At 60.1% G+C, this 26,501-nt stretch carries 29 protein-coding genes; 15 read left to right on the top strand and 14 right to left on the bottom strand.

Annotated features, from left to right (window positions below):
- Positions 1-65 precede the first annotated feature (65 nt).
- The gene (locus tag O9X62_RS07235; protein ID WP_269532132.1) at positions 66-539 is read right to left on the bottom strand and encodes an Lrp/AsnC family transcriptional regulator; all 474 of its coding nucleotides are present in this window, start codon (positions 537-539) and stop codon (positions 66-68) included.
- 158 nt (positions 540-697) lie between these two features.
- Here O9X62_RS07235 and hppD point away from each other — a divergent pair, with 158 nt between their 5' ends.
- From hppD to rsgA, 11 genes are all read left to right on the top strand, one after another.
- Positions 698-1,777 carry a 4-hydroxyphenylpyruvate dioxygenase gene (gene hppD, locus O9X62_RS07230; protein WP_269532131.1) on the top strand — a complete coding sequence of 360 codons (1,080 nt, stop codon included), beginning with the start codon at positions 698-700 and terminating at the stop codon, positions 1,775-1,777.
- 1 nt (position 1,778) lies between these two features.
- Positions 1,779-2,318, top strand: a complete 540-nt coding sequence (locus O9X62_RS07225; RefSeq protein WP_269532130.1) for a VOC family protein — start codon at positions 1,779-1,781, stop codon at positions 2,316-2,318.
- A gap of 7 nt (positions 2,319-2,325) precedes the next feature.
- Positions 2,326-3,222: a phenylalanine 4-monooxygenase gene (phhA, locus tag O9X62_RS07220; RefSeq protein ID WP_269532129.1), complete on the top strand. Its 897-nt coding sequence runs from the start codon at positions 2,326-2,328 to the stop codon at positions 3,220-3,222.
- Between the two features lie 116 nt (positions 3,223-3,338).
- Positions 3,339-4,316 carry a fumarylacetoacetate hydrolase family protein gene (locus O9X62_RS07215; protein WP_269532128.1) on the top strand — a complete coding sequence of 326 codons (978 nt, stop codon included), beginning with the start codon at positions 3,339-3,341 and terminating at the stop codon, positions 4,314-4,316.
- Positions 4,317-4,404: 88 nt separating this feature from the next.
- A complete protein-coding gene (locus O9X62_RS07210) occupies positions 4,405-5,157 on the top strand; it encodes an ABC transporter substrate-binding protein (RefSeq protein ID WP_269532127.1) in 753 nt (250 codons plus the stop codon).
- Positions 5,154-5,801: a maleylacetoacetate isomerase gene (maiA, locus tag O9X62_RS07205; RefSeq protein WP_269532126.1), complete on the top strand. Its 648-nt coding sequence runs from the start codon at positions 5,154-5,156 to the stop codon at positions 5,799-5,801. Before O9X62_RS07210 ends, maiA begins: the two co-directional genes overlap by 4 nt.
- Positions 5,802-6,001: 200 nt before the next feature.
- On the top strand, positions 6,002-6,484 hold the full coding sequence (locus O9X62_RS07200) for a (2Fe-2S)-binding protein (protein ID WP_269532125.1): 483 nt from the start codon (positions 6,002-6,004) through the stop codon (positions 6,482-6,484).
- A 3-nt stretch (positions 6,485-6,487) separates the two neighbouring features.
- A complete protein-coding gene (locus tag O9X62_RS07195) occupies positions 6,488-8,656 on the top strand; it encodes a xanthine dehydrogenase family protein molybdopterin-binding subunit (RefSeq protein ID WP_269532124.1) in 2,169 nt (722 codons plus the stop codon).
- A complete protein-coding gene (locus O9X62_RS07190; RefSeq protein WP_269532123.1) occupies positions 8,656-9,651 on the top strand; it encodes an XdhC family protein in 996 nt (331 codons plus the stop codon). The genes O9X62_RS07195 and O9X62_RS07190 overlap by 1 nt, the downstream gene beginning before the upstream one ends.
- Positions 9,648-10,268, top strand: coding sequence for an NTP transferase domain-containing protein (locus O9X62_RS07185; protein ID WP_269532122.1), 621 nt, complete (start codon positions 9,648-9,650; stop codon positions 10,266-10,268). The genes O9X62_RS07190 and O9X62_RS07185 overlap by 4 nt, the downstream gene beginning before the upstream one ends.
- Positions 10,269-10,549: 281 nt before the next feature.
- Positions 10,550-11,677 (top strand): ribosome small subunit-dependent GTPase A, encoded by a 1,128-nt coding sequence (gene rsgA, locus O9X62_RS07180; protein WP_269532121.1) that lies wholly within the window; start codon positions 10,550-10,552, stop codon positions 11,675-11,677.
- Between the two features lie 184 nt (positions 11,678-11,861).
- Here rsgA and clsB read toward each other — a convergent pair whose 3' ends face one another.
- The 3 genes from clsB to O9X62_RS07165 are packed head-to-tail and all read right to left on the bottom strand — an operon-like array spanning position 11,862 to position 14,063.
- Positions 11,862-13,022 (bottom strand): cardiolipin synthase ClsB, encoded by a 1,161-nt coding sequence (gene clsB / locus O9X62_RS07175; RefSeq protein WP_269532120.1) that lies wholly within the window; start codon positions 13,020-13,022, stop codon positions 11,862-11,864.
- The gene (locus tag O9X62_RS07170) at positions 13,003-13,245 is read right to left on the bottom strand and encodes a hypothetical protein (RefSeq protein ID WP_269532119.1); all 243 of its coding nucleotides are present in this window, start codon (positions 13,243-13,245) and stop codon (positions 13,003-13,005) included. The genes clsB and O9X62_RS07170 overlap by 20 nt, the downstream gene beginning before the upstream one ends.
- Entirely contained in the window at positions 13,245-14,063 is an 819-nt protein-coding gene (locus O9X62_RS07165; RefSeq protein ID WP_269532118.1) for an endonuclease/exonuclease/phosphatase family protein, read from the bottom strand. The genes O9X62_RS07170 and O9X62_RS07165 overlap by 1 nt, the downstream gene beginning before the upstream one ends.
- A gap of 443 nt (positions 14,064-14,506) precedes the next feature.
- Between O9X62_RS07165 and O9X62_RS07160 the strand changes: the two genes are divergently transcribed.
- Entirely contained in the window at positions 14,507-15,268 is a 762-nt protein-coding gene (locus tag O9X62_RS07160) for a Crp/Fnr family transcriptional regulator (protein ID WP_269532117.1), read from the top strand.
- 327 nt (positions 15,269-15,595) lie between these two features.
- Complete coding sequence (locus O9X62_RS07155) at positions 15,596-16,042, top strand: OsmC family protein (RefSeq protein WP_269532116.1); 447 nt, start codon at positions 15,596-15,598, stop codon at positions 16,040-16,042.
- Positions 16,043-16,325: 283 nt separating this feature from the next.
- Here the strand turns inward: O9X62_RS07155 and O9X62_RS07150 are convergent, their stop codons facing one another.
- The 8 genes from O9X62_RS07150 to O9X62_RS07115 form a co-directional block, all read right to left on the bottom strand.
- Positions 16,326-18,224, bottom strand: coding sequence for a hypothetical protein (locus O9X62_RS07150; RefSeq protein ID WP_269532115.1), 1,899 nt, complete (start codon positions 18,222-18,224; stop codon positions 16,326-16,328).
- Positions 18,225-18,707: 483 nt separating this feature from the next.
- Complete coding sequence (nudB, locus tag O9X62_RS07145; RefSeq protein ID WP_269532114.1) at positions 18,708-19,187, bottom strand: dihydroneopterin triphosphate diphosphatase; 480 nt, start codon at positions 19,185-19,187, stop codon at positions 18,708-18,710.
- An 18-nt stretch (positions 19,188-19,205) separates the two neighbouring features.
- On the bottom strand, positions 19,206-19,637 hold the full coding sequence (locus tag O9X62_RS07140) for a hypothetical protein (RefSeq protein ID WP_269532113.1): 432 nt from the start codon (positions 19,635-19,637) through the stop codon (positions 19,206-19,208).
- A 33-nt stretch (positions 19,638-19,670) separates the two neighbouring features.
- Entirely contained in the window at positions 19,671-20,318 is a 648-nt protein-coding gene (locus O9X62_RS07135) for a TetR family transcriptional regulator (protein WP_269532112.1), read from the bottom strand.
- Positions 20,315-20,959, bottom strand: coding sequence for an NAD(P)H-binding protein (locus O9X62_RS07130; RefSeq protein WP_269532111.1), 645 nt, complete (start codon positions 20,957-20,959; stop codon positions 20,315-20,317). The genes O9X62_RS07135 and O9X62_RS07130 overlap by 4 nt, the downstream gene beginning before the upstream one ends.
- Positions 20,960-20,967: 8 nt before the next feature.
- Positions 20,968-21,753, bottom strand: a complete 786-nt coding sequence (locus O9X62_RS07125) for an SDR family oxidoreductase (protein WP_269532110.1) — start codon at positions 21,751-21,753, stop codon at positions 20,968-20,970.
- A 163-nt stretch (positions 21,754-21,916) separates the two neighbouring features.
- Entirely contained in the window at positions 21,917-22,684 is a 768-nt protein-coding gene (locus tag O9X62_RS07120; protein WP_269532109.1) for a TSUP family transporter, read from the bottom strand.
- Entirely contained in the window at positions 22,677-23,375 is a 699-nt protein-coding gene (locus O9X62_RS07115; RefSeq protein WP_269532108.1) for a TetR/AcrR family transcriptional regulator, read from the bottom strand. The genes O9X62_RS07120 and O9X62_RS07115 overlap by 8 nt, the downstream gene beginning before the upstream one ends.
- A 198-nt stretch (positions 23,376-23,573) precedes the next feature.
- On the opposite strand from O9X62_RS07115, the gene O9X62_RS07110 reads away from it, so the two are divergent.
- On the top strand, positions 23,574-24,995 hold the full coding sequence (locus O9X62_RS07110; protein ID WP_269532107.1) for a porin: 1,422 nt from the start codon (positions 23,574-23,576) through the stop codon (positions 24,993-24,995).
- 164 nt (positions 24,996-25,159) lie between these two features.
- On the opposite strand, the gene O9X62_RS07105 is transcribed toward O9X62_RS07110, so the two are convergent.
- Positions 25,160-25,342, bottom strand: coding sequence for a hypothetical protein (locus O9X62_RS07105; protein WP_269532106.1), 183 nt, complete (start codon positions 25,340-25,342; stop codon positions 25,160-25,162).
- 224 nt (positions 25,343-25,566) lie between these two features.
- Between O9X62_RS07105 and O9X62_RS07100 the strand changes: the two genes are divergently transcribed.
- Entirely contained in the window at positions 25,567-25,908 is a 342-nt protein-coding gene (locus tag O9X62_RS07100; protein ID WP_269532105.1) for an FKBP-type peptidyl-prolyl cis-trans isomerase, read from the top strand.
- Positions 25,909-25,932: 24 nt separating this feature from the next.
- Here O9X62_RS07100 and O9X62_RS07095 read toward each other — a convergent pair whose 3' ends face one another.
- Complete coding sequence (locus O9X62_RS07095) at positions 25,933-26,457, bottom strand: CBS domain-containing protein (protein WP_269532104.1); 525 nt, start codon at positions 26,455-26,457, stop codon at positions 25,933-25,935.
- Between the last annotated feature and the right edge of the window lie 44 nt (positions 26,458-26,501).

Raw genomic sequence — 26,501 nt, 5'->3', positions numbered from 1 at the left:
GGCCCAAGGCCGCATTGCACCTTTGAACCCCATGAAACCGGTGCAATGCGCGCAGCTTTTGCACCCTACGGATTCAGATGATCAAGCGGCAGCGCCGTCGTTTGCTTGATGGCCTGAAGGACAAAGCTCGATTTCACATCAATCACGCCCGGATGTTTGAGCAGCGTGTCCATTACAAAGCGCGAGAAGTGGGCCAGGTCTTCAAATACCACCCGCAGCAGATAGTCCATCTCGCCCGCCATGGCGTGGCACGACACCACCTCGGGCCAATCCTGCACGGCGCTGGCAAACGTTTCGAAATGGCGCTCGCGCTTGTCCAGCATCACCCGCACAAACGCTTCCAGCCCCAAGCCAATCTTGGCCGGCTCCAGCAGCGCCACGTAGCGCGCGATCACGCCTTCCTGTTCCAGCCGCTTTAGCCGCCGCAAGGTGGGCGAGGGCGAGAGGTTGATGGTTTCGGCTAGTTCCTGGTTCGTCAAATGCCCGTCTTTTTGCAGGATGGCGAGGATTTTGAGATCAGTCTTGTCCAGCTCGATCATGGTTGACCCTAAATCGGAGAATTATTGGCAGATTGTGCCAATAATCGATCTGTGGTGGGTGGATTTTGAAAGCACATTGCGTGGCCGAATTCGTATCCTTTCGCCAACCCGAGCGCACGCCGCGCTAGCCGCGAAAGAACCAGGAAAAGGACTTCAGCATGGCCGATTTGTTTGATAACCCGATGGGTCTGATGGGCTTTGAATTCGTTGAGTTCGCCTCGCCCGTGCCCAATGTGCTGGAACCGCTGTTCGAGAAGATGGGCTTCACACTTGTAGCGCGCCATCGTTCAAAGGATGTGGTGTTGTATCGCCAGGGGGATATCAACTTCATTGTGAACCGTGAGCCCAAGAGCGTGGCCGGCTATTTTGCTGCCGAGCACGGTGCATCGGCCTGTGGCCTGGCTTTCCGCGTGAAGGATTCGCACAAGGCTTACAGCAAAGCGCTGGAACTGGGCGCGCAACCGATCGACATCCCCACAGGCCCGATGGAGCTGAAGCTGCCGGCCATCAAGGGTATTGGCGGTGCGCCGCTGTATCTGATCGACCGTTTCGAAGACGGCAAGTCCATCTATGACATCGACTTCGAATTCATCGAGGGCGTAGACCGTCACCCGGTCGGCCACGGCTTCAAGGTCGTGGATCACCTGACCCATAACGTCTACCGCGGCCGTATGAAGTTCTGGGCCGATTATTACGAGCGCCTGTTCAACTTCCGCGAGATTCGCTATTTCGATATCAAGGGCGAATACACCGGTCTTACTTCCAAGGCCATGACCGCGCCTGATGGCCAGATCCGCATTCCGCTGAACGAGGAATCGTCCAAGGGTTCGGGCCAGATCGAAGAATTCCTGATGAAGTTCAACGGTGAGGGCATCCAGCATATCGCCCTGTTCACCGATGATCTGATCGGCAGCATCGACAAACTCCGCGCCGCCGGCATTCCACTGATGACCGCGCCGCGCGACACCTACTATGAAATGCTCGAAGAGCGTCTGCCCGGCCACGGCGAGAATGTATCGGCGCTGCAAGCGCGCGGCATCCTGCTCGATGGCAGCACTGCCGATGGCAACAAGCGCCTGCTGCTGCAGATTTTCTCGGAAACCGTGCTGGGCCCGGTGTTCTTTGAATTCATCCAGCGCAAGGGCGACGATGGTTTTGGCGAAGGCAATTTCAAAGCGCTGTTCGAGTCGCTCGAACGCGACCAGATTCGCCGGGGTGTACTGAAAGCCGAGGCTTGATATGAAGATTGACCGCATTCACCACGTCGCCTACCGCTGCAAGGACGCCAAGGAAACCGTGCTTTGGTATCAGAAGATGCTGAAGATGGATTTCGTGCTGGCGATTGCCGAAGACTTCGTGCCATCGACCAAGGCACCGGACCCGTACATGCATATCTTCATGGATGCCGGTAACGGTAATGTGCTGGCGTTCTTTGAGCTGCCGACCCAGCCCGAAATGGGTCGCGACCCGAATACGCCGGCCTGGGTACAGCACATTGCCTTCAAGGTGAAGGATCGCGCTGAGTTGCTGGAATTCAGGGCACACCTCGAAGCCAATGGCGTGGATGTTCTCGGTGTGACCGACCACGGAGCCTTCCATTCGATCTACTTCTTCGACCCGAACGGCCACCGTCTTGAACTGGCCTGTCCGGACCCCGAAGAAGAGGTCATGCTCAAGAAGCTGGATGCCGTGAAGTGGGACATGCTCGAGGAGTGGTCCAAGACCAAGCGCGCGCCCAAGCATGCCGCCTTCTTGCATGAACGTGAGTTCAATCACTGAGCCGGCTATGAACACCTACACCACCGACGCGCCGGCGACCGAGAAGATCAAGCATGGCTTGGCCGCGGGCGATATGGCACCGCCCAGTCCCGATTGGACCATCGACCAGGGCTGGGCCAACTACACGGCAGAGGAACACGCCGTCTGGAAGACGCTGTACGAGCGCCAGATCAAGCTGCTGGAGAACCGTGCCTGCGATGCCTTTGTGGAGGGTATGCGCAATCTGCCCATGGGACCGGAGGAGATTCCGGACTTCCGCAAACTCAGCCAGGTGCTAATGGCCAAGACGGGCTGGCAGGTGGTCGCCGTGCCGGGCCTGGTGCCCGACGATGTGTTTTTCGACCATCTGGCCAATCGCCGCTTCCCGGCGGGCAACTTCATCCGCAAGCCCTTCGAGCTGGATTACATCGAAGAGCCCGACGTGTTCCATGATGTGTTCGGCCATGTGCCCATGCTCATGAACCCGGTGTTTGCCGACTATATTCAGGCTTATGGCAAGGGGGGCTTGCGCGCGCAGCAGCTGGGCATGCTAAAGCAGCTCGCACGGGTTTACTGGTACACGGTGGAGTTTGGTCTGGTACGACAAGCCAATGGTTTGCGCCTGTATGGCGCTGGGATTGCCTCGTCCTATACCGAAAGCATCTTCTGCACCGACGATGCCTCGCCCAACCGCATCCGCTTCGAGCTGGAACGGGTGATGCGCACCAACTACCGAATCGACGATTTCCAGGAAGTGTATTTCGTGCTCGACGATCTGGACGAGTTGCTGGAACTGGACCGGATTGACTTTGCCCCGGTGTACGCGCGGATTCAGTCACAGCCGGAAATGCAGCCGGGGGATTTGCTGGAAACGGATGAGGTGCTGCATCGCGGGACGGGCGCTTATCACGCCGCGAAACGGTAAACAGCGACCTGAATTCAAAGCGATGCAAGTTCCTTCTCCCAGTGGGAGAGGGGCTTAACACCCGATGATTTGGAATTTCGTGCGGTGAGCCGCAAGAACAAGCAAAAGGAAAAGGCATGAAACTCGCCTCACTCAAACACGGCCGCGATGGTCGCCTTGTCGTCGTCAGCCGCGATCTGAGCCGCTGCATAGCCGTGCCGCAAATCGCCGCGACCATGCAAGCCGCGCTCGACGACTGGGCCAACGTCGTCATCCACCTGCGCGACGTCAGCGATGCGCTCAACGCCGGCACCTTGGCGGATGCCCAGCCATTTGATCCGGCTGACTGCGCCGCACCCTTGCCTCGTGCTTATCAATGGGTCGATGGCTCGGCGTATTTGAACCATGTTGAACTTGTGCGCAAGGCACGTGGTGCCGAGATGCCGCCGTCGTTCTACACCGACCCGCTGATGTACCAGGGCGGCTCGGACGACATGCTGGGCGCGCGCGATCCGATCACGATTCGTGATGAAGCTTGGGGCACGGATCTGGAAGCCGAGGTGGCTGTGATTACCGATGATGTGCCGATCGGCGTTACCCCGGTTCAGGCGGCCAGCCATATCCGGCTCGTCATGCTGGTCAACGATGTGAGCCTGCGCAACCTGATCCCGAACGAGCTGGCCAAGGGCTTTGGCTTTGTGCTCTCCAAGCCTGCCAGCGCCTTTTCGCCCGTGGCGGTCACCCCCGATGAGCTGGAGGGCCACTGGCACGACAACCGCTTGCACTTGCCCTTGCGGACATGGATCAACGACATCTGGCTGGGCGAGCCCAACGCCGGCGAAGAGATGACCTTTAGCCACGCTGATCTGATCGCCCATCTGGCGCGTACGCGCAAGCTCGGTGCCGGCTCCATCGTCGGTTCGGGCACGATCTCGAACAAGGATCGCTCGCGGGGTTCCTGCTGCCTGGCCGAAGTCCGCATGATCGAAACCATTGATGACGGCGCCCCCACCACGCCGTTCCTTAAGGCCGGCGATACGGTGAAGATCGATATGTGGGACGCCAAGGGCCAGTCGATTTTCGGCAGTATCGAGCAGACTGTCCGTTTGTCCTGATTGTCGCCATCGCCTGCACAGGTCTGCGAATATAAAATGAACAAAAGCAGTACATAAAACGCAGACCAAACCAAGAACGAGATGGGCGATGAAGACAAGCTGGATGGCAAGCATGGTGTTCACCCTGCTTGTGCCGTGCTTATGTGCGGCCGAGTTGGTGATTACCGTGGGGGCGCAAGAGAGCGTACCGCCCAAGTACATATTTGATCAGGGCAAAGCCAGCGGCATCTGTCCTGATGTACTCAGGGCGATGGAGCGACAGGACCCGGGTATACAGTTCATCGACGTGAACCGGCCCCGATCCATGCTTCTGATTGAGCGCGGGCTGGAGTTAGGCCAGATAGGCGTGGCGTGTGCCCTGCTGGATTCGCCACGGCGCAATGAGGTGGCGATCCGGCTGCCGACGCCGGTGTACAAGGTGCGGGAGCAAGTAGTTGGCCGCGTCAACGATCCGCTGGAGGTCGCCAACATCGCGCAGTTGCGCGATAGCGGGGCGCTCGTTACCACCTACCGTGGCGCGGGTTATGTCGATCAGCTGCGTGCCCAAGGTATACGGGTGGATGATGAGAGCAGCGATGCCTTGGCGGCCCTGCGCAAAGTGGCGGGCGGCCGCGCCCGTTACTTCTATATGAACGATCTGACCTTGGCGCACCTGCTGCTGGAACACGGCTTCAACCATGAACTACGCATACTGCCCACCGTGTTCAACGAGCGACCCATCTGGTTCTGGGTGAGCCGCAAGCTGCCAGCCGGCACTGCAGAGCGCTTGGCCAAAGGCCTGGGCCAATTGAACGCCAGCGGTGAACTAGACCGTATCTTTCAGAAATACCGTAACCCATGACCCGCACCCTCTACACCTATTTCCGCTCATCCGCTGCTTGGCGTGCCCGTATTGCCATGGCAATCAAAGGCTTGGATTACACGGCTGTTCCCGTTCACCTGCTGAAGGATGGCGGACAGCAGCACAGTGCCGATTACCATGCTGTAAATCCGCAAGGCCTTATCCCCGCGCTGGTCGATGACGGCGCGACAGTGAGCCAGTCGCTGGCGATCTGCGAGTATCTGGAGGAGCGTTACCCGCAGCCACCGTTGCTGCCTGCCGACCTGCTCGCAAGAACCCAAGCCCGTTCACTGGCTTATGCCATTGCCTGCGATATCCATCCCATCAACAATCTGCGCGTGCTCCAATACCTCAAGGGCACCTTGGGTGTGAGTCAGGAGTCAGCGGACGATTGGTATCGCCATTGGATCGCCGTGGGCTTTGCCGGCATTGAGGCCGAGCTGGCCCGTTTGGGCAGCCTGCGCTTTTGCGTGGGCGATGCGGTGAGTCTGGCCGATATCTGCCTGGTGCCGCAGGTGTTCAACGCGCGCCGCTTCAAGCTGGATTTGACGCCGTATCCGCACATTGTCGCCATTGATGCCCACCTGATGACCTTGCCCGCCTTTGCGGACACCCAACCCGCCAAACAGCCCGATGCGGAATAGACAGAGTAGGGTGCAATAAGGCCCAAGGCCGCTAACGTCATCCGGTGCAATGCGGCCTGGGCTTTATTGCACCCTAAGGTGCACTTCATCTCCATATTGCACCGCTTGTCTCATCACAGTTTGCATCCGCCGTCTGGTCGCCAATACTGTTTCGGTTAGCCAGCAAACCGATTCCGGATCAGCCAGCCACGGAGCAAGCAATGACTGCACTCAACGTCAACGGCAAGACCGTTCAGGTCGATGTCGAACCCGATACCCCTTTGCTATGGGTCCTGCGCGACGAGCTGGGCCATACCGGCACCAAATACGGTTGTGGCATGGCCCTGTGTGGCGCCTGTACAGTCTGGCTCGATGGGCAGCCGGCGCGCGCATGCAGCATGCCGGTATCGGCCGTTGGCAAGGCGAAGATCACCACGATTGAAGGCCTGAACGGCAAGGCTGGCCGCGCCGTCCAAGCGGCCTGGCGCAAGCTGGATGTCGTTCAGTGCGGCTACTGCCAGTCGGGGCAGATCATGTCGGCTTCGGCCTTGCTGGCCAAAAATGCCAAGCCGACTGATGCCGATATCGACGCCGCCATGGCCGGCAATGTGTGTCGTTGCGCCACCTATCACCGCATCCGCGCCGCAATCCATGAGGCCTCCAGCATCATGGCCGGCAAAACCAGCGAAAAGATGGAGGGCTAAGCCATGAACTCGCCCGAACTCTCCCGCCGCGATCTGCTCAAGGCGGGCGCTGCCAGCGCGCTGCTGATCGGTTTCCAGTTCACCCCAGGCGGCCGTCTACGTGCGGCAGCCATGCCCGCCACGGCTGTGCCCAATGCTTTCGTACGTATTGGTAGTGACGACTCGGTGACCGTGCTCTCCAAGCATCTGGAAATGGGGCAGGGCACCTACACCGGGTTGGCCACCATCCTTGCCGAAGAGTTGGATGCCGACTGGCAAACCGTGCGCGTAGAAGGTGCACCCGCCAACGCGGCTGTTTACAACAACTTGAACTGGGGGCCGATACAGGGCACGGGTGGCAGCTCGGCCATGGCCAATTCCTGGATGCAATTGCGTCAGGCGGGTGCCAGTGCGCGTGCGCTGCTGGTGGCCGCGGCGGCCAAGGATTGGGGCGTGCCTGCCGCAGAAATCAGTGTGAAAGCAGGCGTGGTTACCCACGCGCCCAGTGGTCGCAAAGCGCGCTTCGGTGAACTAGTTGCTACAGCGTCCACGCTACAGGCGCCCAAGGAGGTCAAACTCAAAGACCCCAAGGACTTCACCTTGGTGGGCAAGCAAAAGCTGTCGCGTCGCGATAGCGCGGACAAGGTCAACGGCAAGGCCGTTTTCACCCAGGACATCAATCTGCCCGGCATGCTCACCGCCGTGGTTGCCCACCCGCCGCGCTTTGGTGCCAAGCTGCGCGGCGTGGATGCGAGCGCCGCCAAGGCCGTGAAGGGCGTGGTCGATGTCGTCACCATCGAATCGGGTGTGGCTGTGCTGGCCAAGGGATTCTGGGCCGCCAAGAAAGGCCGCGATGCACTCAAGCTCGATTGGGACGAAAGTGGCGCGATCCAGCAGGGCAGCAGCGAGCTGCGTGACGAATATACAGCGCTACTCAAGCAACCCGGCGCGGTCGCAAACCTGCAGGGCGAGCCCGATGCGGCATTTGCCAAAGCCGCCAAAGTGGTGCGCGCCGTCTACGAATTCCCCTATCTGGCCCATGCCGCGATGGAGCCACTTAACTGCGTCATCAGCCTGGGCAAGGAAGGTGTCGAAGTCTGGAATGGCGAGCAGTTCCATACTTTTGATCAGGGGGCGATTGCTGCTGTGTTCGGCCTCAAGCCCGAGCAGGTCAAGATCAACACGCTGTACGCAGGTGGCAGCTTTGGTCGCCGCGCCAATCCGGCCTCGGACTTCGTGATCGAATGCGCTCGCATCGTCAAAGCGATTGGCGGCAAGGCCCCGGTCAAAATGGTGTGGACGCGCGAGGACGATATGCGCGGCGGCTACTACCGCCCCATGTATCTGCATGAGGCCGAAGCGGCACTGGATGCACAGGGCAAGTTGATCGGCTGGCGGCAGCGCATTGTTGGCCAGAGCATCATTACTGGCACCGCGTTTGAAGGCTTCATGGTCAAGAACGGTGTGGATGCGACCTCGGTGGAAGGTGCGGCCAATCTTCCTTACCACGTGCCGAACCTGCGTGTAGACCTCCACTCGCCCAAAAAAGCCGTACCGGTGCTGTGGTGGCGCTCGGTGGGCCATACGCACACGGGCTTTGCGGTTGAGACACTCATCGATGAGGCCGCTCTTGCCGCTAAGGCCGATCCGGTGGCTTTCCGTCTGGCCCTGCTCGACAAGCACCCACGCCATGCCGGCGTGCTCAAACTGGTGGCCGACAAGGCCGGCTGGAGCAAACCGCTCAAACCCGGCAAGAAGGGTGAGAAGCGCGGTCGTGGTGTGGCGGTGGTGGAATCGTTCGGCACCTTTGTGGCCCAAGTGGCGGAGGTCACGGTGAAGGCCGACGGCAGCTTCCGCATCGACCGTGTGGTTTGCGCTGTGGATTGCGGTACGGCCATCAACCCCGACGTGATCCGCGCGCAGATGGAAGGTGGCATCGGCTTTGGTCTCTCCGCCGCCCTGCATAGCGCCATCACGCTCAAAGGCGGTCAGGTGGAGCAGAGCAATTTCCACGACTACCCGATGCTGCGCATCAATGAAATGCCCAGGATCGAAGTGCACATCCTGCCCAGTGGCGCAGCACCCACCGGCGTGGGCGAACCCGGCGTACCGCCGATTGCCCCGGCTGTGGCCAACGCGCTGGCGGCCGCCACCGGCAAACGTCTCAGCACGCTGCCGCTGAAGCTGGCCTGATGGACGCACTTGATCTACAGGTGCTGGCGCGAGCGCGCGACTGGTATGTGGCCGGTGAGCCGGTCTGGCTGGTCAGCGTGGTCGAAACCTGGGGCTCTGCGCCACGGCCGGTGGGTTCGCTGCTGGCTGTGCGCGGCGATGGCGCGGTGGCGGGTTCGGTATCCGGCGGCTGCGTGGAAGACGACTTGGTGCGCCGCGTCAGCCGCGGCGAGCGGCCGACCGAGGCTGGCATTGTCCGCTACGGCGTGAGCAAGGAAGAGGCGGCGCGCTTCGGCCTGCCTTGCGGCGGCACACTCCGCTTGCTGGTCGAACCGCTGCGCACAACAGATTGGCTCGATACCATGCTGGCTACCACCGCTCGCCACGAACTGGTCGCGCGTGTCGTTGCCCTAGGAAGCGGGGATATTACATTGCGTCCGGCGCAGCGCGGCGACAAACCGGCCTTTGATGGCGAACGCTTCACCAGCATCTTCGGTCCTCGCTGGCGTCTGTTGCTGATCGGCGCCGGCCAGTTATCGCGCATCACCGCGCAAATGGCGCAGGCCCTGGGTTTTGCGGTGCATGTCTGCGATCCGCGCCTTGAGTACCGCACCGATTGGGATGTGGATGGCGTGGTGTTTGAAGAAGGCATGCCCGACGATGTGGTGGTGGCTATGGAGCCCGATGCCCACACGGCCATCGTGGCACTGACGCATGACCCCAAGCTCGATGACATGGCACTGCTCGAAGCGCTCAAATCGCCGGCCTTCTATGTGGGCGCGCTCGGTTCCCGCAAGAACACGGCTGCGCGGCGCGAGCGGCTGGCGCTGTTTGATCTGTCTACCGACGAGATCGACCGCCTTCACGGTCCGGTTGGCCTTTACCTGGGTAGCCGCACGCCCGCCGAGATTGCCATCTCCATCCTCGCCGAAATTGTCGCGGTGAAAAACGGCGTGACGGTGGTACAGCGTCCGCCCGCGCTAGTGCAAGACCATGTGGAAGCCAGCCGCCGATGATGCCGGTTGGCCTGCTGCTGGCAGCCGGGCGTGGCCAGCGTTTTGATCCGAGCGGCGTACAACACAAACTGCTGCAAACCTTGCCCGACGGACGACGGGTGGCCGAGGCCGCCGCCGATACCTTGCTGGCCGCCGTGCCGCAGGTGCTGGCCTTGCTGCCAGCGAACCACAATCCGCATACCGATGCATTGCGCGCTGTGTTGGCAAGCCGTGGTTGCATAGTGCTTGGATGCGCCGATGCGCATCTGGGCATGGGCCACACACTGGCAGCGGGTGTGGCAGCGAGCGCAGAGGCGCCGGGTTGGCTGGTACTACTGGCCGATATGCCCTGGGTGCAGTTCACCACGGTTTGCGCGGTGCGCGATGCACTGCGTGAACGCGATGCGCTGGTGCAACCGGTCCATGCCGGGCAGCCCGGTCATCCGGTCGGCTTTCCGCCACGCTACCGGGACGCGTTGCTGGCCTTGCAGGGCGACCGCGGTGCCAAGGCGGTACTGGCCGGGCAGTCTGTTTGGCAGGTTGAGACCGCTGATACGGGTGTGTTGCGTGACGTTGATACCGCGGCCGACCTGAGGCCCGCTGTATCTGCTGGCCCACAGGCGTTGCGTCTGGATTGACGCAACGCTACCGCCGCGAGCAAACTAGAAGCCTCTTTCATTTATCCACAGGAGTCGCGCCATGAAGAAATTTGATCTTGCCCTCCTGTCGGCCCTGGCCTGAACGCCACCTGCTTTTCTGCCTGACCGATGCGCTGCTGACCGCGCGTCTTCCTGATCCAGTCTAGCCCGGCGCGTTGCCGGTCTTGGTCGACGCCCACATCGTTACGCATTGCCTGCGTGCCTTGGCGCGCGCCGGCTTCGGCCAACCACGTGTTGGCATATCGAACGGGAAGACTGCATTGGATACCAACTCCAGCAATACCGACTCCAGCAATACGCATTTCAGCACCACGAGTACGAACAATGACTACGCTGCGCTTGCGCGCATCGGCCTGAACACGCACTTGATGGCGCAATGGCATGCGCTGGAAACCAACCCGGCAGACCGTCTGTTCCGGGTTGTTGAAGTACAACGCAACTGGCTGCAACTGCACGACGGCACCACGGAGCACGTAGCCCGAGTGTTTCCGGCGCTGGCTGATGCGCTCTACGGCGCCGGCACGGCGTTGGCGGTTGGCGACTGGGTCAGCGCGCGGTGCCACGAGCAGGGAGAGTGGTGGATACACCGCCAGATCACGCCTTTCACCCACCTTGCCCGTCGCGCCAACGATGGCCGTCGTCAACCACTGGCCAGCAATATCGATACGGCGCTATTAGTAATGGGGCTGGATCACGATTACAACCCGCGCCGGATGGAGCGCTATCTGGCGCTGGTCGAAGCGGCCGGGGTGTTTGGCGTAGTGGTGCTCAGCAAAGCCGATATCGGCACCGATGTGGAAGGGCGGCTGGCCGAGCTGCACCAGCGTTTGCCACGGCGTGTGCCGATCCATGTGATCAACGGCCAGTCGCCCGAGGCGGCGCTGGAGCTATCGCCTTGGTTAGGAGCAGGGCAGACGCTGGTGTTGCTGGGCTCGTCGGGCGCCGGCAAATCCACCCTGACCAACACCCTGCTGGAAGCGGCGATCCAGCAAACCGGCGATGTGCGGCGCGGTGATGGGCGGGGCCGACACACCACCACAGCGCGTTCGCTGCACCTGTGCCCCGGCGGTGCCTGCATCATCGACACACCGGGCCTGCGTACCTGGCGGCCTGATGTGGATGCCGATAGCGTGGCCGCCACGTTTGACGATATCGAAGCCTTGGCGCAGCACTGCCATTTTCGCGATTGCCACCATGACGACGAGCCCGGTTGCGCGGTGCGCGGGCAGATTGACGCGGACCGACTGCTCAACTACCACAAGCTCCAACGCGAAATCGCCCGTAGCCAGCAAACCCCGCTGGAGCGCAAGGCCATGCAGGCCAAGTGGAAGGTGATCGGCAAGGCTGGCCACGCGCGTTCGCAAGACAAGCGCAGCGGCAATTGGTAAACAACAGGGGCAACCGTAGGGTGCAGTAAGGCCGTCTGGCTGCGTTGCCCCGTTTGTCGCTATAGGGCGATGGGTAAGACGGTGCAGTCCGGCGCGCTTATTGCACTCTACGGGTAGTGATCATGAAGTTGGTAGGGTAGATAGTGGACGGCAAAATCCTGCTGGCTATGCAGTTCACGATCCGCTACTCGCGGTACTCGCGCCTGCCATAACCGGTCAAGCCCAACAAGCCGCGCACCAACTGGTAAGCCAGCCAGGGCATAAGGCGCTGCCACCAGCGTGAAGACCGCACGCTGTGTGGCGGCACCTGTACCGCATCCCGCGCGATATGCGCGCAGATGTCGTCACGCAGCGCCTGCGCCAATTGCCGGTCCGTCGCGACGACATTGGCTTCACGCGCCGTTAGCAGGCTGAACGGGTCGATATTGGACGAGCCGACGGTGAGCCACTCACCGTCTATCACCGCAACCTTGGCGTGCATGAAACCGGCCGTGTATTCGTGGATGTGGATGCCTGCCTGCAGGGCGGGCCGATAGAGCACGCGCGTGGCATAGTGCAGCAGCGCGTGATCGATGCGGCCTTGCAGCAGGATGGTGATGCGTACACCACGCTGCGCCGCGGCCAATAGCGCCCGACGAAGGGATATGCCCGGCAGGAAGTACGCGTTGGCGATCAGGATTTCATCATGTGCCTGATTGATGGCGTTGATATAGGCGGTCTCGATCGCGCGTCGGTGGCGCAGATTGTCTCGCCGCACCAGGGCAGCGCGCACGGACCCCGGCGTCGTGGGGTCTGGAACCGGACGCTGGTGCCGTGCCCACTCATGCCGCAGTTGCGTCCAGCAGGTATACCGCCACTGGCCTTCGGCGATTTGCCGCACATCGGGTACCAAGGGACCGGCAATCTGCACGGCGTAGTCGTAACGCGGCGGCAGGCCGGGCTCGTCAACGTCGTCGAGGATATTGATCCCGCCCACAAAGGCGATGCGATTGTCGATGACGGCAATTTTGCGGTGCATGCGACGTAGCCGCTGACGTTCAAGTGCAAATACCCTGTGCTCAGGGCGGAAGAACACCAGCCTCACACCGGCCTTGATCAGGCTGGTGCGCAAGCCGGCAGGCAGATCGCGCGCACCAAAGCCGTCGAGCAGAAGATTGACTCGAACGCCGCGCCGCGCCGCCTGCATCAGCCGGGCGCTGACTTGCCGGCCGGTCGCATCGGGCTCGTAAAGATAGCTTTCAAGAAAAATTTCCTGCCCGGCCCGATCAATGGCGGCCAGCAGTGCCGGGAAATACTCGGTACCGCTTCGCAGCAGGCGGAACTGATTACCGTCGCGCCAACGCATCCGCCGCCTTTTCATTGCCAAACTTGAACTGACCCGTTTCCCTTGCCAGCAGATGCTGAAGGGCCACCACATCCAGCCTGGCGGCTTTGGCAAGGAAGGTGCAGGCGGCCTTGCCGGCCAGCGTCTTCACGGTGCGACCATGCTGACGCAACAGCACGCTGCCATTCTTGCAGGCGAGGTAGTCAAAAGGCTGTTCAGCCAAGCGCCCGTGTTTGTCCTGCATCAGTGCATGTCCCGCTGCCGGATCAACGGCTCCGGCGTCTCTTCGTGGGTTTCCTTGGGGTGGTGCGGCGCGTCCAGGCGCACCGTGGCCGTTAACGGCGCGTGGTCGCTGAGTTTGCCCCAATCCCGGCCAAAGTGGACTTCGGCGGATTCGATATGCAGCCCCCGCAGGTAGATACGGTCCAGCGACAGCAAGGGCAGGCGTGCCGGAAAGCTGGAGGCGAGCCGGCCATGTATGGTCTGGTGCGCCTCGCGCACGCCCAAGCCCTCGCGCAGCACGCCGCACGCTTCACGCTGCCAGTCGTTGAAATCTCCGGCAATGATCAGTGGCTCATGCACGGGAATCTGCGCTGCGGCGTAGTCAATCAATGATTGCAGTTGTTGCCGCCGGTCACCCGCGCGCAGATTCAGATGAACACACAGCGCATGCAGCGGCAAATCGTAGCCGGGCAGCGCAACCACGCTGTGCAGCAAACCCCGCCGCTCGAAACGGCTCAGACTCACATCCTCGTTGTGCCAGCGCAGAATGGGATGCCGACTCAGCAGGGCATTGCCATGATGGCCGCTCCGGTACTCGGCATTGCGACCATAAACATGGTGCAGCGTATCGGCCAGATAGGCAGGTTGCGTATCGGCCGGCCAATCGGCATGCCGTTGCGCCCGCAGCCGATGCTCGCCCTGTACCTCCTGCAAGAACACGATATCCGCTGCCAGACCACCCAGTGCATGCTTGATCTGGGGTAACACATGGCGTCGGTTGAATGCCGACATGCCTTTGTGGATGTTATAGGTGGCGATGGTGAGAGATTTTCCTGTCATATCAATAAGATAGCATGGTTTTGATGGGTTGATTTTCGTGCGAAAACAGCGGTTTCAGTTCTAATGGAATCAAACACTTAACACTCAATTTGAGTGAGATCCTGTTCTGGTTTTGCCTGATCTGGCAGGGGCGTGTATCGACTCAAGCGCTACGGTTCGAGCTAAGACTGGAGACGGAGGATGGGGAACAAGGATGTTCCCCATCCTCGCGATGCTTTCCTACTCCGCATGTAATGCCCTTTCTCGCTTGCCCTGTCTCCGGGACTGCCCGGCCATGCACGAAGCAGACTGCCGGGCATGGGGCTGGCCCCAGCACGCATCAGAAGCCGGCATGCTTTGTGTTCTCACTATGTTCGATACCGAACAGAACTTGGGCGGATGAAGATGTAGCGTCAGTCGTTTGAGCGTGCGATTTCCACCATTTCGATTTCAAGGGCGGCGACATGAGCAAGAAACCTGAACCCCAGCAGAATCATCTGCTGGCAGCTTTGTCACCCGAAGTACAAGGGCGCTTGTTTCCACACTTGGAACTGGTGCAACTGCCCTTACGCGCACTCTTATACGAATCCCGACGCCCCATGCGTCACGTCTACTTTCCCACCAACGCCATCGTCTCTCTCCAGTATGTGATGGAAAACGGCGCATCTACGGCAATCTCTGTGGTAGGTAATGAAGGATTGCTCGGTATTACCTTGTTTCTGGGCGGCGAAAGCACGCCAAGTCGATCGCTGGTACAAAGTGCCGGTTATGCCTATCGGCTTCCCCGGCTACGGGTGAAAGAGGAATTCAATCGTCACGGCCAGTTGCTATTGCTGATGCTGCGTTACACGCAGGCGCTGATCACGCAGGTGTCGCAGACTGCTGTTTGCAACCGGCACCACTCGATAGATCAGCAGCTTTGTCGCTGGCTTCTTCTTTCCATGGATCGACTGTCACACAACCACCTGACCATGACGCAGGAATTCATCAGCAACATGCTCGGTGTGCGCCGCGAAAGCGTTACCCAAGCAGCCTTGAATTTGCAGAAGCAGGGCGTGATCTCCTACTCGCGCGGATTGATCAAGGTACTGGATCGACCCAAGCTGGAGGCGCTGAGTTGTGAGTGTTATGCGGTGGTCAAAAAAGAATCCGATCTGCTGCTCAATTACATGCCACAGCGCCAGGTCATTACCAATGTCGACACGATACCCACTGCCACGCTGTAAGCGTGGCTGATGCTGACCGGAGGCAACGGGGCTCTGGCAGGATTGGCGCAATAGCACGTTGCCTTGCCTTGCGGGGCGTGCCACGTTGTTCGTAAGCCGTTTTCCGGTGTTGCGACGGGCCGAAGCAACTACTCCGTTGATCCGGATGTCAGCAAACCAAGCTCGGCAACGGTGAGGTGCCCGATCTGTACGGCGCCATACAGACTCCCTGCTGATGGGCTGCGACCATGTGCTTGAGCCATCGCAAGGTAAGTAATGGTAGGGAGTTTGCCGCGGCCTGAGCGATGGCGACGTATATCACCTAATTCCAGCTTGAAAGGATTCGCCATGACCGAAAATACCGCCAAGGTGCATTGGGAGGGCGCCGGCAAGGCGGGCTTGGGACAGATCAGCACTGCGACCGAAGCCCTGAAGAGCTACCCCTACGGTTTTGGTAGCCGTTTTGAGGATGATCGGCATGGCACTAATCCGGAGGAGTTGCTGGGTGCGGCGCATGCTGCATGTTTTACCATGGCATTTTCCTTTGCTTGCGAGAAGGCAGGGCACGCCACCCGATCCATTGATACCGAAGCTAAAGTGCGCCTTGCCAAACAAGGTGATGGCTTTGTCATTGATCGGATTGCGCTAAAGCTGACTGCTGAGGTGTCCGGTCTGGATGAGGCGCGCTTTCAGGCACTGGCCCAGGCTGCCAAGCGGGACTGCCCTGTGTCCAAAGCGCTGCAGGGCGTGGCAGAGATCACGCTGACTGCCCGGCTGTTGGCGGGGGCCGAGTAAGTCCTGTTGGCAGAAATGGAAGAGGGCAATCCAATGGCATGTATACGCAGGATTTCACCCGCCCCCATCGCCGAGATAACCACGCTTTCCAGGGACGTACAAAGGCATTTGGCTAGAGCGCAATGGCTACATGCCGGGTGGCGATGCGCGGCGAGTGTCAGGCGGCAGCCGTCATGGTGGGTGATGGATTGAATGTCACTTTTGGAGGGCCAGCGCAAGACTGGCCACTCCTTTCAGCTTTACTCTCAAGTGCCGCTATTGCTTGGCCACATGGCATACAAGGCTATTTGGTCAAGCTGGGTACGCCATAGGTGTAAACAGCATATTCCATGCTCAGGTACACCAAGCCAGAGGGACTGATTGCCAAGCCCCTTGTTCGGTCAAAGTCCGGTGTACTACCCGCAATAACGGCACCGCCAGATTCGCCCTTTGCCGTGACGATCGTCGTGATCGTGCCGTCTGGGGCAATGCGTTTCAAGGCGGCAGGGTGGGTGGTGGCGATGCCGGACCGGCTGATCGTCTGACTCGCTACCGAAACATACAAGTTGTCGTTGGCGTCCATGGCCATACCGCCCACACCAAAGGCCGACGACTCCTCAGACAGGCTGGCGAAGCGGCTGACAACACCGGCGGGCGTTATTTTCAGTATCTGGCGACTATCTTCTGCATAAAGGTTGCCGGCGCTATCAACGGCCAGATGCAACAGGAAGCCGAACGCCACCCCACTGCCTTGGCCCAACGTGATTGCGGGGTCGAAGCCGCCTGGTTTGCCGACAAAAGTGCTGACGTTGCCATCCGGTGTGATCTTGCGGATGACGTTGCCAACAGCGCGAATGCCGATGATGCCGCAGTCGACGAGAAACTCGCTGGCATAGATCACTCCCGCCTTATCTACGGTCAGGCTGGCAATAAAGCTACCGAACGCTGCGCTACTTCCTAAGCCGTCTTGCCCCAATGAGCTGCAAATAGGGGCTGCATTATTGCCGGCAAGGGTCGTGACGACGCCCTCGGGAGAGACCGTGCGGATAAGACGGTTATCAGCTACCACCAGTGTGCCGGAGGGAGCGAGTGCCATCGCCGAAATGGAGACGAAGCTGGCTTGAGGACCGTTGCCATCGCGCACTGCATTGCTGCCCGGGGAGCCGGCTAGCGTGGTGACGGTGCCATTGGCGGCGATTTTGCGGATGACGTTGCCGTCTCCCACATACACGTCGCCGTTGCTTGCACGTACCAGGTTGCTTGGGCTGCGAAAGTGGGCCAGCTGTGCCTGGCCGTCCAGGTGCCCGTATGCGGGTGTCGGGCCCGCTATGGTCGTGACTTGCCCCAGCTTATCAAGCTGACGGATCGCATAGAGACCGTGATCGGCAATCAGCAAGTTGTCCTGCTGATCCATGAACAACCCGCTGATCTCCCGAAGGTAGGCACTCGCAGCAGGGCCGTCGGGCTGAATGATTGGCAAGTTGGTGGTAGAGACAAGCGTCGTTACCGTGCCATCAGGCGAAATCTTGCGGATGGCGGTACCGTTGCCTGCGCTCGGTGTGTTGCAAGACTGCGTATCCGCGACGTAGATATTGTTTAATCGGTCCAGAGTCAGGCTGTTTGGGCGCAGCCAACAGAATCGTGCTTCAGTCCCTTTGCCGTCAGCCGTGCCCTGCTGGGCATGACCCGCGATCAATGAGACTTGGCCGGTGACGGTGACTCGCCAAATCTGGCTGGCACTCGCGAGGTAGATATTGCCGGCGCTATCCACGTCCATGGCGAGGGCTGGGGCTGTGGTGTACGGCGCGAAGCTCAGATCACTTAGATCGACAACGGTGCTGAGTTCCCCTTCGGCACTGACCTTGCGGATCAAGGAGCGTGTCTGACCAGACTGGTAGATGCGATGAAAAAGGTAGACGTTACCCGCAGGGTCGTTAGCCACTATCTCCAGCGTACCCATGACCTCATCTGGAGGAAAGCTGACGGTCCCCTTGCGCCAGACTGTTACGCCACCGGTATCGATCTTGCGTAACTGGTTTGCCTCGACCACATACAGGTTGCCATTAGCGTCGGTAGTGAGGTTTGCGGAGTAGTGGGTACTGGATTCCAGCTTGCCGAATGTTGAAACCAAGCCTTGTGCGTTCTGCTTGCGTATCTTGAAGCCATCAATCACATACAGGTCCCCAGCCTGCGTGCGGGTCACGCTCCGGATATCGCCACTGAACCGCGCCGACGATGCCGGGCCATCCACATACCCGGCACCTCCAGGCTGTCCAGCCAGCAGGGCAAGTGTCGCAACGGGGGGCGGAGCGGGTGGCGCTGGGGGGGGTTCTGCAGAAGAGCCCCCACCACCACAAGCCATAAGCATGCCGCTGATCAGGGCAAGCGTGATGGACGTGCGAATGGACTGTGACTGAGTAATCACGAAGTTCCTCCTGAGCGACTTATTGGTGTTTTGGTTTTATGCGCAACCGGTCTGGACGGTATGCCTTGCGAAAAGCTGGCGCGAGTGCTCGTTATTGATGGGCTTGAGTCAGTGCTTCTGATGCCCCTTCATTTGAGCCGCTTGTCCTGCCAGGTGCTGGTGCTTATGCCTGTCTCCGAAGAGATCGACTTCATGGGTCCCACGTTGTCTTCGCAAAAAACAGCCCGCTGAAGCGCGAAGGTGTAATGCCAACGCCGCCCTTCAGGCCGTGCCTTTGGTCACCATGCTTGCGCCAAACTTCTCTGCCATGTCGGGCAGCATCCTTAGCGCATCGGCATTCGAAGGCGAAAAAACGGCCTCGGCTGCTGCATGCCAATCCCGCCACAGCCAGCCCGTGTGTTCACGTTGCGATAGTTTGGGCTCGAAAATTTCTGGCACCAGCAGTCCGAACACATGCTCGGTATTCTCGGTTACGCCGGGCGCGTACCGGTGGCGCCAGACTTCGAAGATTTCCCAGACATTGGTGATACCCCAATCCTGCAGCTCGTACTGGCTGGCATCGATGCCGACTTCCTCGCCGACTTCGCGCAAGGCCGTTTGGGCCGGGGTCTCGTTATCTTCGAGACTACCGGTCACCGATTGCCAGGCGTCGCGGTAATCGGCGCGCTCAATGATCAGGGCCTTAAGGTCCGGGGTGTAGATGACGACGAGGACAGACTCTGGGCGCTTGTACTGGGGCATGGGGAACTCGTGTCGGGGTCAGGGCTTGGCGGCCAGCAGTTTGCGGACGGCGGGGAAGCCTTTTTCTTCCCAGCCTGGTGCGCCCACATATTTGCCGACCAGTTTGCCGTCGTTGTAAACGAGGAAGGTTGGGCGTGGCGGCTTGCGATCAGCCGGGGTCATTTCATCGAACACCCACTTCAGGTCCGACGGAAAATCGCGAGCTTCGTATGGATCAGCCAGATAGGTGTTTTTGACGCTGCGGTATTGGAGTTGCTTGAATTCCGGCGTTGCCTTGAACTTGAGCTCCTGACCGGAGAGGCGGCTTTCCCACCAGGTACACCAGCGGCAGTCATCCGAACCCAAGTAGACCACCAGCACGCCTTTGTCTGTTGCAGGGGTGTTGGCTTGGGCGGCAGGAGAGATCAGGATCAGTGCCAGGGTGAGACCGGCGAGCAGCTTTTTGAGCATGGTAGGTGGCATCCGGATAGGAACCCCCCGATTCTACCCGGCCAGCGCGCCTCGCCAATACTCGTTCAGTGCGGCAATCAGTTCGGTGCGGAAATCCGGTCGGATCGGTGCGAAGGCGGGATCAGCGAGCAGGGCTCTGAGGGCGGGAGGGTAGTCGAGCGATTGCCACAGACCTCTCGTCAAGGCATAGGTACGCAGCAGCAAGGTGGCACCGCGGCCTTCGGGCAAGTTCAGCGCGGTGTCGATCAGCGCGCCGGTGCTGACCAGACGGTGGGTGAGCTCCAGTTTGAAACCGCGTAACTGCGCTTCTCCCAGATTCTGTTCCAGTACGCTATAGGCCATTGCATCCAGCCGGAGCAGTTCCGGGTGGGCATCGAGGTAATGGATGAAGTTGCCAATCAGGGTTGTGGCCAATGACTCGGCGTTCGGTGCTTGATCCTTTAGGGCGCGGGCTACGGCATCGAATAGGCCGGCAAAGTCTTCATTCAGCAGGGCAACAAAGATCTCTTCCTTGGTGCGGAAGTACAGGTAGACCGTGCCTTTGGCGAGACCGGCGGCCTCGGCGATGCGGGCAGCCGAGGGCAGGGTGTGGCTGTCTTGCAGGAACAGCTCGCGCGCTGCAGCCAGAATGCTGCTTCGGCGAGCGGCTTTGTCTTCGAGTGCGAGCGCGCGTTGGGTCATGGTGTGTCGTGTATGTCGCGGGATTCGATGAGGGTAATGCCAGCCGCTGGCTGATGCACGGCGCGCAGCATACATGCCGCCACGCGCTCTGTTGTAACGGGCCGGATGGATCGTGGCACCAAGGGGCCGAGCATTCTGGATAGCGCCAGTGCAAGGGATTCGGCCGGGCGCGAGTCCGGGCGTGGTCCGCCATCAAGCAGAGAGGGGCGCACGATGGTGAGCGAGGCAAAGCCGAGTGCAGCCAGATCGCGTTCGATCTCGCCCTTGACGCGCAAGTAGAACGAACCCGCATCGAGCGACGCGCCGAGGGATGAGTTGAGCACAAATGCCGGCGTACCCGCTTGATGCGCCAGGGTTGCTGCGGCCAGCACATAGTGGTGGTCCACTGTCCGGAATGCTGCTTGTGAGCCAGCTTGATTGAGTGTGGTGCCCAAGGCACAGGCAACAGCATCTGCATTCCACCAGTCAGCCTCGGCAGGCAGCTCGGCGTAATCCACCACCGGGTTGCGCAGCTTGGGGTGGCCCGGCAAGGGGCGGCGTGTGGGCGCAGTCACCGAATCAATGCGTGGATCGACCAGTGCCTGTTGCAGTAGCTGGCCACCGACGAGGCCGGTGGCACCCAGAATCAGCAAGCGCTTCATGGCGGTTCTCAGTTCTTCATCAGTTGATGAGCGACGCGGCTCTGCAAGCGACGCGGTGCAAAACGGTTACCAAAAATCGTCAGTTTGTTGGCTACACCGGGCACGACACTGGGTATGCCCTTGAACATGGCGGCCAGACCGATATCGACCACGGGGCGCGATTGCATCATCACCAGTTTCTGGTAAGGCGTGGCGCGTTGACCCGAGACGGCCAGGAAGTTGGTGGCCGTGATACCGGGGGAGAGGACCGAAACTTTGACATTATGCGACGCGAGTTCGGCGTTAAGGGCTTCGCCGAACAGCAGCACGTATGCCTTGCTGGCCGAGTAGGCGGCGTAGGTAGGGGTTGCCTGGTAGCCACCGATGCTGGCGACCAGCAGCACATGGCCACCGCCGCGCTTGACCATGTCACTGGCAAAGACATGTGTCAGTTCGGTCAGGGCGAGCATATTGAGTTGAAGCATATCCATGGTCTTGGCGAGGGGCTGATCCAGAAAGCTGCCATATACGCCGTAGCCCGCATTGTTGATGAGGATATCAACACCAATACCTGCACCATCAAGACGGGTCTTGAGTGCGGTGGCCGCGCCGGCGTTGCTTAGATCGATTCCCTCCACCATGACGCGGATGCCATGCGCCTTTGCCAATTCGCTGGCTAGCGCTTGCATGGGTTCAAGCCGCCGGGCTGCCAGAACAAGATTCGCACCGCGCTCGGCCAGCGCCGTTGCAAAGTCCACCCCGAAACCGCTTGATGCACCGGTTACCAGTGCCCATTTGCCTTGAAGGTCTTTCATGATGCAGATTCCTTATTGGTTAAGTGACCGCTGGTCATTTTCTGTTTGAAATAAAATGACCGATGGTCATTTGAGGGTGGATTTAATAATGACCGGTGGTCATTAGTCAAGGGGGTGAATGAGTATTCTTAGTTGAAACAGAGGGTTGGCGATAAACGGTTGCTTACAGCCAGGGCGAGACGGTGTCGTAAGCCAGCTTGGCAATGAGTGCCGTGACGAGGCCGATAAACAGCTGGCGTACAAGACTCGCGCCGCCTTTCATGGCAATGCGGGCCCCGAGCGTGGCCCCCGCAATATTCGCCGCCGCCATGGGAATGGCAAAGTGGTAAAGCACATTACCGCTGGGTATGAAAAACGCGAGCGCCGCCAGGTTGGTAGCAATGTTGACGATCTTGGCGGCGCTAGAGGCGCGCAAAAAGTCGAAACCGAAGAAGCGGATGAACAAGAAGATCAGGAAACTGCCTGTGCCTGGTCCGAAAAGGCCATCGTAAAAGCCGATGGCACCACCGATCGCCAGCGCTACCAACAGCTCACGTCGACCGATGTGCGCGGGTCGGTGCAGTGCGCCAAAGTCCTTCTTGTAAAGCGTGTAGGCCAGCATGAACAACAGCAGTGCCAGCACCAACGGGCGCATCCACTCCTTGGGAATCTGGCTGACAGCCATGGCCCCCACGAAGGAGAACGCAAAGGCAGTGAGGGCAGCGGGGATCACCAGCCGCCAGGCAATGTCGATTTTTCTGGCGTAGCGCCAAGCCGCCACGCTGGTGCCGAAAACCGAGCTGAACTTGTTGGTGCCGAAGAGGGTGGCCGGGGTGTGCTGGGGCAGCGTGGCAAATAGTCCCGGTACTTGCACCAGTCCGCCACCGCCAACGGCGGCGTCGATCAGGCCGGCAGCAAATGCCAGTATGACCAGCGTGAGCAGGTCAAACATGGAGAGGAGCAGCGTCAGGCAGACGTAGTACCAGTGTCAGCATGCGGCCGATTTCGGCTTCGAGCAGCGTCTCCGGCCATGGGGGCGGCAGATTCATGCACTCAAACTGCAAGCGGTGTATCACCGCCAGTACCAGCGATGCGTCAGTCTCGGGCTGTGATGAGCCCATGCGTCTGGCTAGTTCGGCAATGCCGGCCACCAGTGAGCCTCGGTAGGCCATGACTTTGGCGCGAATCGGGGCTTCTAGCCGATAGAGGGAGAGGAAGTTGAGTTCTACCGCCAGCCCCACTGAGTTGACGGATGCTTGCTCGCGAATGAAGTTCGCCAGTTGCGAAGCCACCACATTGCGAACTTGCAGACGGATTGCAGGATTCTGCAGCAGGTCCTCGGCGGGGAAACCATCGAGAAACATCGCCAGCCGGTGAAGGATCTCCATGTTGTCGTTGGCGGCAACGGCAACAAAGTGATCAAAGGTCTGGGCAATCAGATCACTCAGACCAGAGAAGAAGTAGGTGGTGAGCGATAGCGGCACTTCGGCTTCGGCTGCAATCGCGCGGTGTGTGACACCGTGCAGGCCACGCTTGGCGATCAGCACCAGGGTTGCATCAAGAATCTTGCGCCGGGATTCCTCGCCACGCCGCTGTAGCTTGCGGCCGGCAGGTCGGGCAGGGGGCGTGAGGGTATCGGTCATGGGGCAGCATTCTAATGCCAAGCGCTGCGCAACACGGCAGCGGATCGTTTATACAACAGCAATGCGGGCGCATGCTTGGTAAATTGCACATCAGTACAGGTTTATGCTCTGATGCGTTCACGCTGGGTGCAGTTAACCTTCGCGTCAACCAAGGGAGGGGGCCTTCGCGCTGCCCGAAAATATAAGAGGGGACTCCAAATGAATCAGCAACACACTGCACGCCGTGCCGCGCGCTATAGCCTGTGCGCACTTGCCGTGGCCTCGGCACTGGCTTCGGCTGCTGCGCAGGCCGCCGACGATGGCGTGGTTCTGTCTGGCCGCATGCGCGTCGGCATTGCCAGCGTCGAACTGGAAGGCGTCTCGCCGCGTTCAACCTATATCGAGTCGGCGGGTTCCCGTATTGACCTCAGTGGTCAGGAAACCATCAACCCGGACCTGAAAGCCTTTTTCGAGGTATCGACGCTGGTATGTCTGGACGAGCAACCCAGCTCGCGCATCGTGGCCGATTGCGGCCCGCAGGCCAAGCCGCGCAATGCCTTCGGCAACCGTGAAGCCTGGGTGGGCCTGCGCGGCTCGTGGGGTTCCATGAAGTTTGGCCGCGGTTTCACGACGATTCGCGATATCAACGAACAGTATGACAACTCGTTGGGCCTGGCCTCGGGCTTGTCGGCGTGGGTGGAAAACACCCTCCTGCCCAAGAACCAGCGTCTGGATGCCGATGCCGCCGTCACGGCCGCGTTGGCAGCCGCTGGCCCGCTCCCACCCCCACTGAGTGGTGCGCTGAGCGCCGGCATTCGCGGTGCTGTCGGTCAGATCAACGCGGGCCTCGATGCCGCGCAGATTCCTGCTCTGGCCCGTAACATCGAGCCGAACATCTATGCCGATAACGCTGTGCGATATGACTACGGCGATTGGGATGGCCTGCGTTTCTCGGGTCTGGTGGCTGTGGGTGAGAACAAGACTGCTACCCAGGATGCCGGTAGCCGTCTTTCCGCCCGTATCGGCTACTCGACCAGCAAGCCAGCCATTGGCCAGTTCAGCATTGATCTGGGCGTTGAGCAGAACCGCAACCAAGTGGTGGATCCCTACAGCACGCAGGCCGCCGTTAATGGCATCCTGATTGGCGCCAAGAATGCCGGTACAGCAGGTCTGGCTGCAGGCCTGACCCCTGTTGTGGGCGCAGCAACGGCCAATGCCCTGAGCAAGGTTGCGTTTGATGCCGCCTGCAAAAATCGCTGCGAGCTGACCGCACTGGCCGCCGAGAACCGCACCACGCACACGCTTTTGGGCACGTCGTACATCACGCCGGTCGGCATGATTGCAGTGATGGCCGGCCATGTGAATCGACAACAAACCGGCCTGCCTGATCTGACCCGCAACAACTGGTCGGTAAATTACGCCACGCTGATCGACAACATTGGCTTCTACGTGGGCTACCGCAACAACGGTCGCAGCAAGTTCGGCGACTGGGAAGTGCAGGATAGCGAAGACAAGTACTCGATCGGTGGCGAGTATCGCTTCACCAAGCGCACTCGTATCCAGTACGAAGTCGTCGCTGCCAAGATCGAAGGCGCGTCCATGGCCAAGTACTATGTGCTGGGCCTGGATCACCGCTTCTGAGCAAGTCTCTCACCCCTTGCCGGTTGACCCGCTGGCAAGGCGGTGAAAAAAAGCCCGCGATGATGTCGCGGGCTTTTTTTTGAGAGTATGTGCCTATCAACTGGTCACCTTGCGGCCCGCCGTTTCTGCAAACATCCGTGCCGCATGAGAAGGCGTCAGCTTACTCAGACCAGTCCGCTGCCCTGCATGAACAGTACGACAATCACGACCAGCAGGATCAGGCCCGATGCAATCAGCCATTGCGAGCGTCGCTTGCTGGGAGGACGGTAAAGCGTTGCCGGCTGAAAGTGACTGCTTTGCGATACCGTGCTGGCAGGCTTGTGGGGCGTCAGTGGGGTAGGATTCATGTCTGGCTCTAGGTTGCACTCCATCAAAGGCTAGACCTTGCAAACGCGCACGGTCCGGGGGATAGGTGCACTTTGGGCGCCTGCGCTGCATTGATCTGTACGTTACCGAACTTTCATAATTTGTCCCCGACCGGAAGCCGATTGAGATACGCCTTGGCAAACTGCTTGCCCGGGCGTTGACAGGCTATCCGCTCAAATCGCCGCCATTTCTTTGCGAGCATGCCATGAGTACCGAACTGCAAATCATCGACCTCCAGCCCGGCAGCGGCAAAGCTGTGGTCAAAGGTGCCCTGATCACTACCCATTACACCGGCTGGCTTGACGATGGCACGGTGTTCGACTCCTCGCATCAGCGTGGCAAACCGTTTCAGTGCGTGATCGGCACCGGGCGAGTGATCAAGGGTTGGGATATCGGCTTGATGGGGATGCAGGTAGGCGGCAAGCGCAAGCTGATTGTTCCGGCGCATCTTGCTTATGGTGAGCGCGCCGTGGGCGCGCATATCAAACCCAACGCCGATCTCACGTTCGACATCGAGCTGCTGGAAGTGCTGACGCGCGACGATTGATCGCAGGCCGGTCTGTGCGGCGAATTATTGGTAACCCACGCCCATGACATAGTTGCGCAGCAGCGCCTCTTCCTGATTGCCCATGGCCAGCAGTGCACGCAAGCCGTCGCGGGCATTGATGACGCCCACGGGGTGATGGTCCGCATCCAGAACCGGGACATGAATCAGTCCGCGCTCGTGCATCATCGCCAGCACCTCGGGTAATGAATCCTCCGGTCGGCAGGTGGTGAATGTGTGTGTCATTACGTCGCCTGCGCGGGTGGAGAACACGTCTGCCTGCCCGAAGCCTAGTTGCCTCACCAGAACTGTTTCGGTGATTACGCCGACGGCCTTGCCAGCGTCGTCACAGACAATGACCAGGCTGATCTGGGTGCGCGCCAGCATGGCAGATACCTCGGCCAGGAACGCGTTGATGCCTACTGTCAGCAAACGCGAGCGGGCAACCAGCGCAATGCTGCTGACCGGCGTGAGCGGCAAGGCAGGCGCGTCCGCTGCGATGGCTTGCGCAGATTCGGCACTGGCCGTTGGGGTGAGCGTATTGGCAATCATGGTCGGCCACCTGTTCGTATCGAGCCTTGCATTACGGGCATAGG

The organism is Chitinimonas sp. BJYL2 (assembly GCF_027257935.1).
Classification (GTDB): Bacteria; Pseudomonadota; Gammaproteobacteria; order Burkholderiales; family Chitinimonadaceae; genus Chitinimonas.
This window is presented reverse-complemented; position numbering and strand designations above follow the sequence as displayed.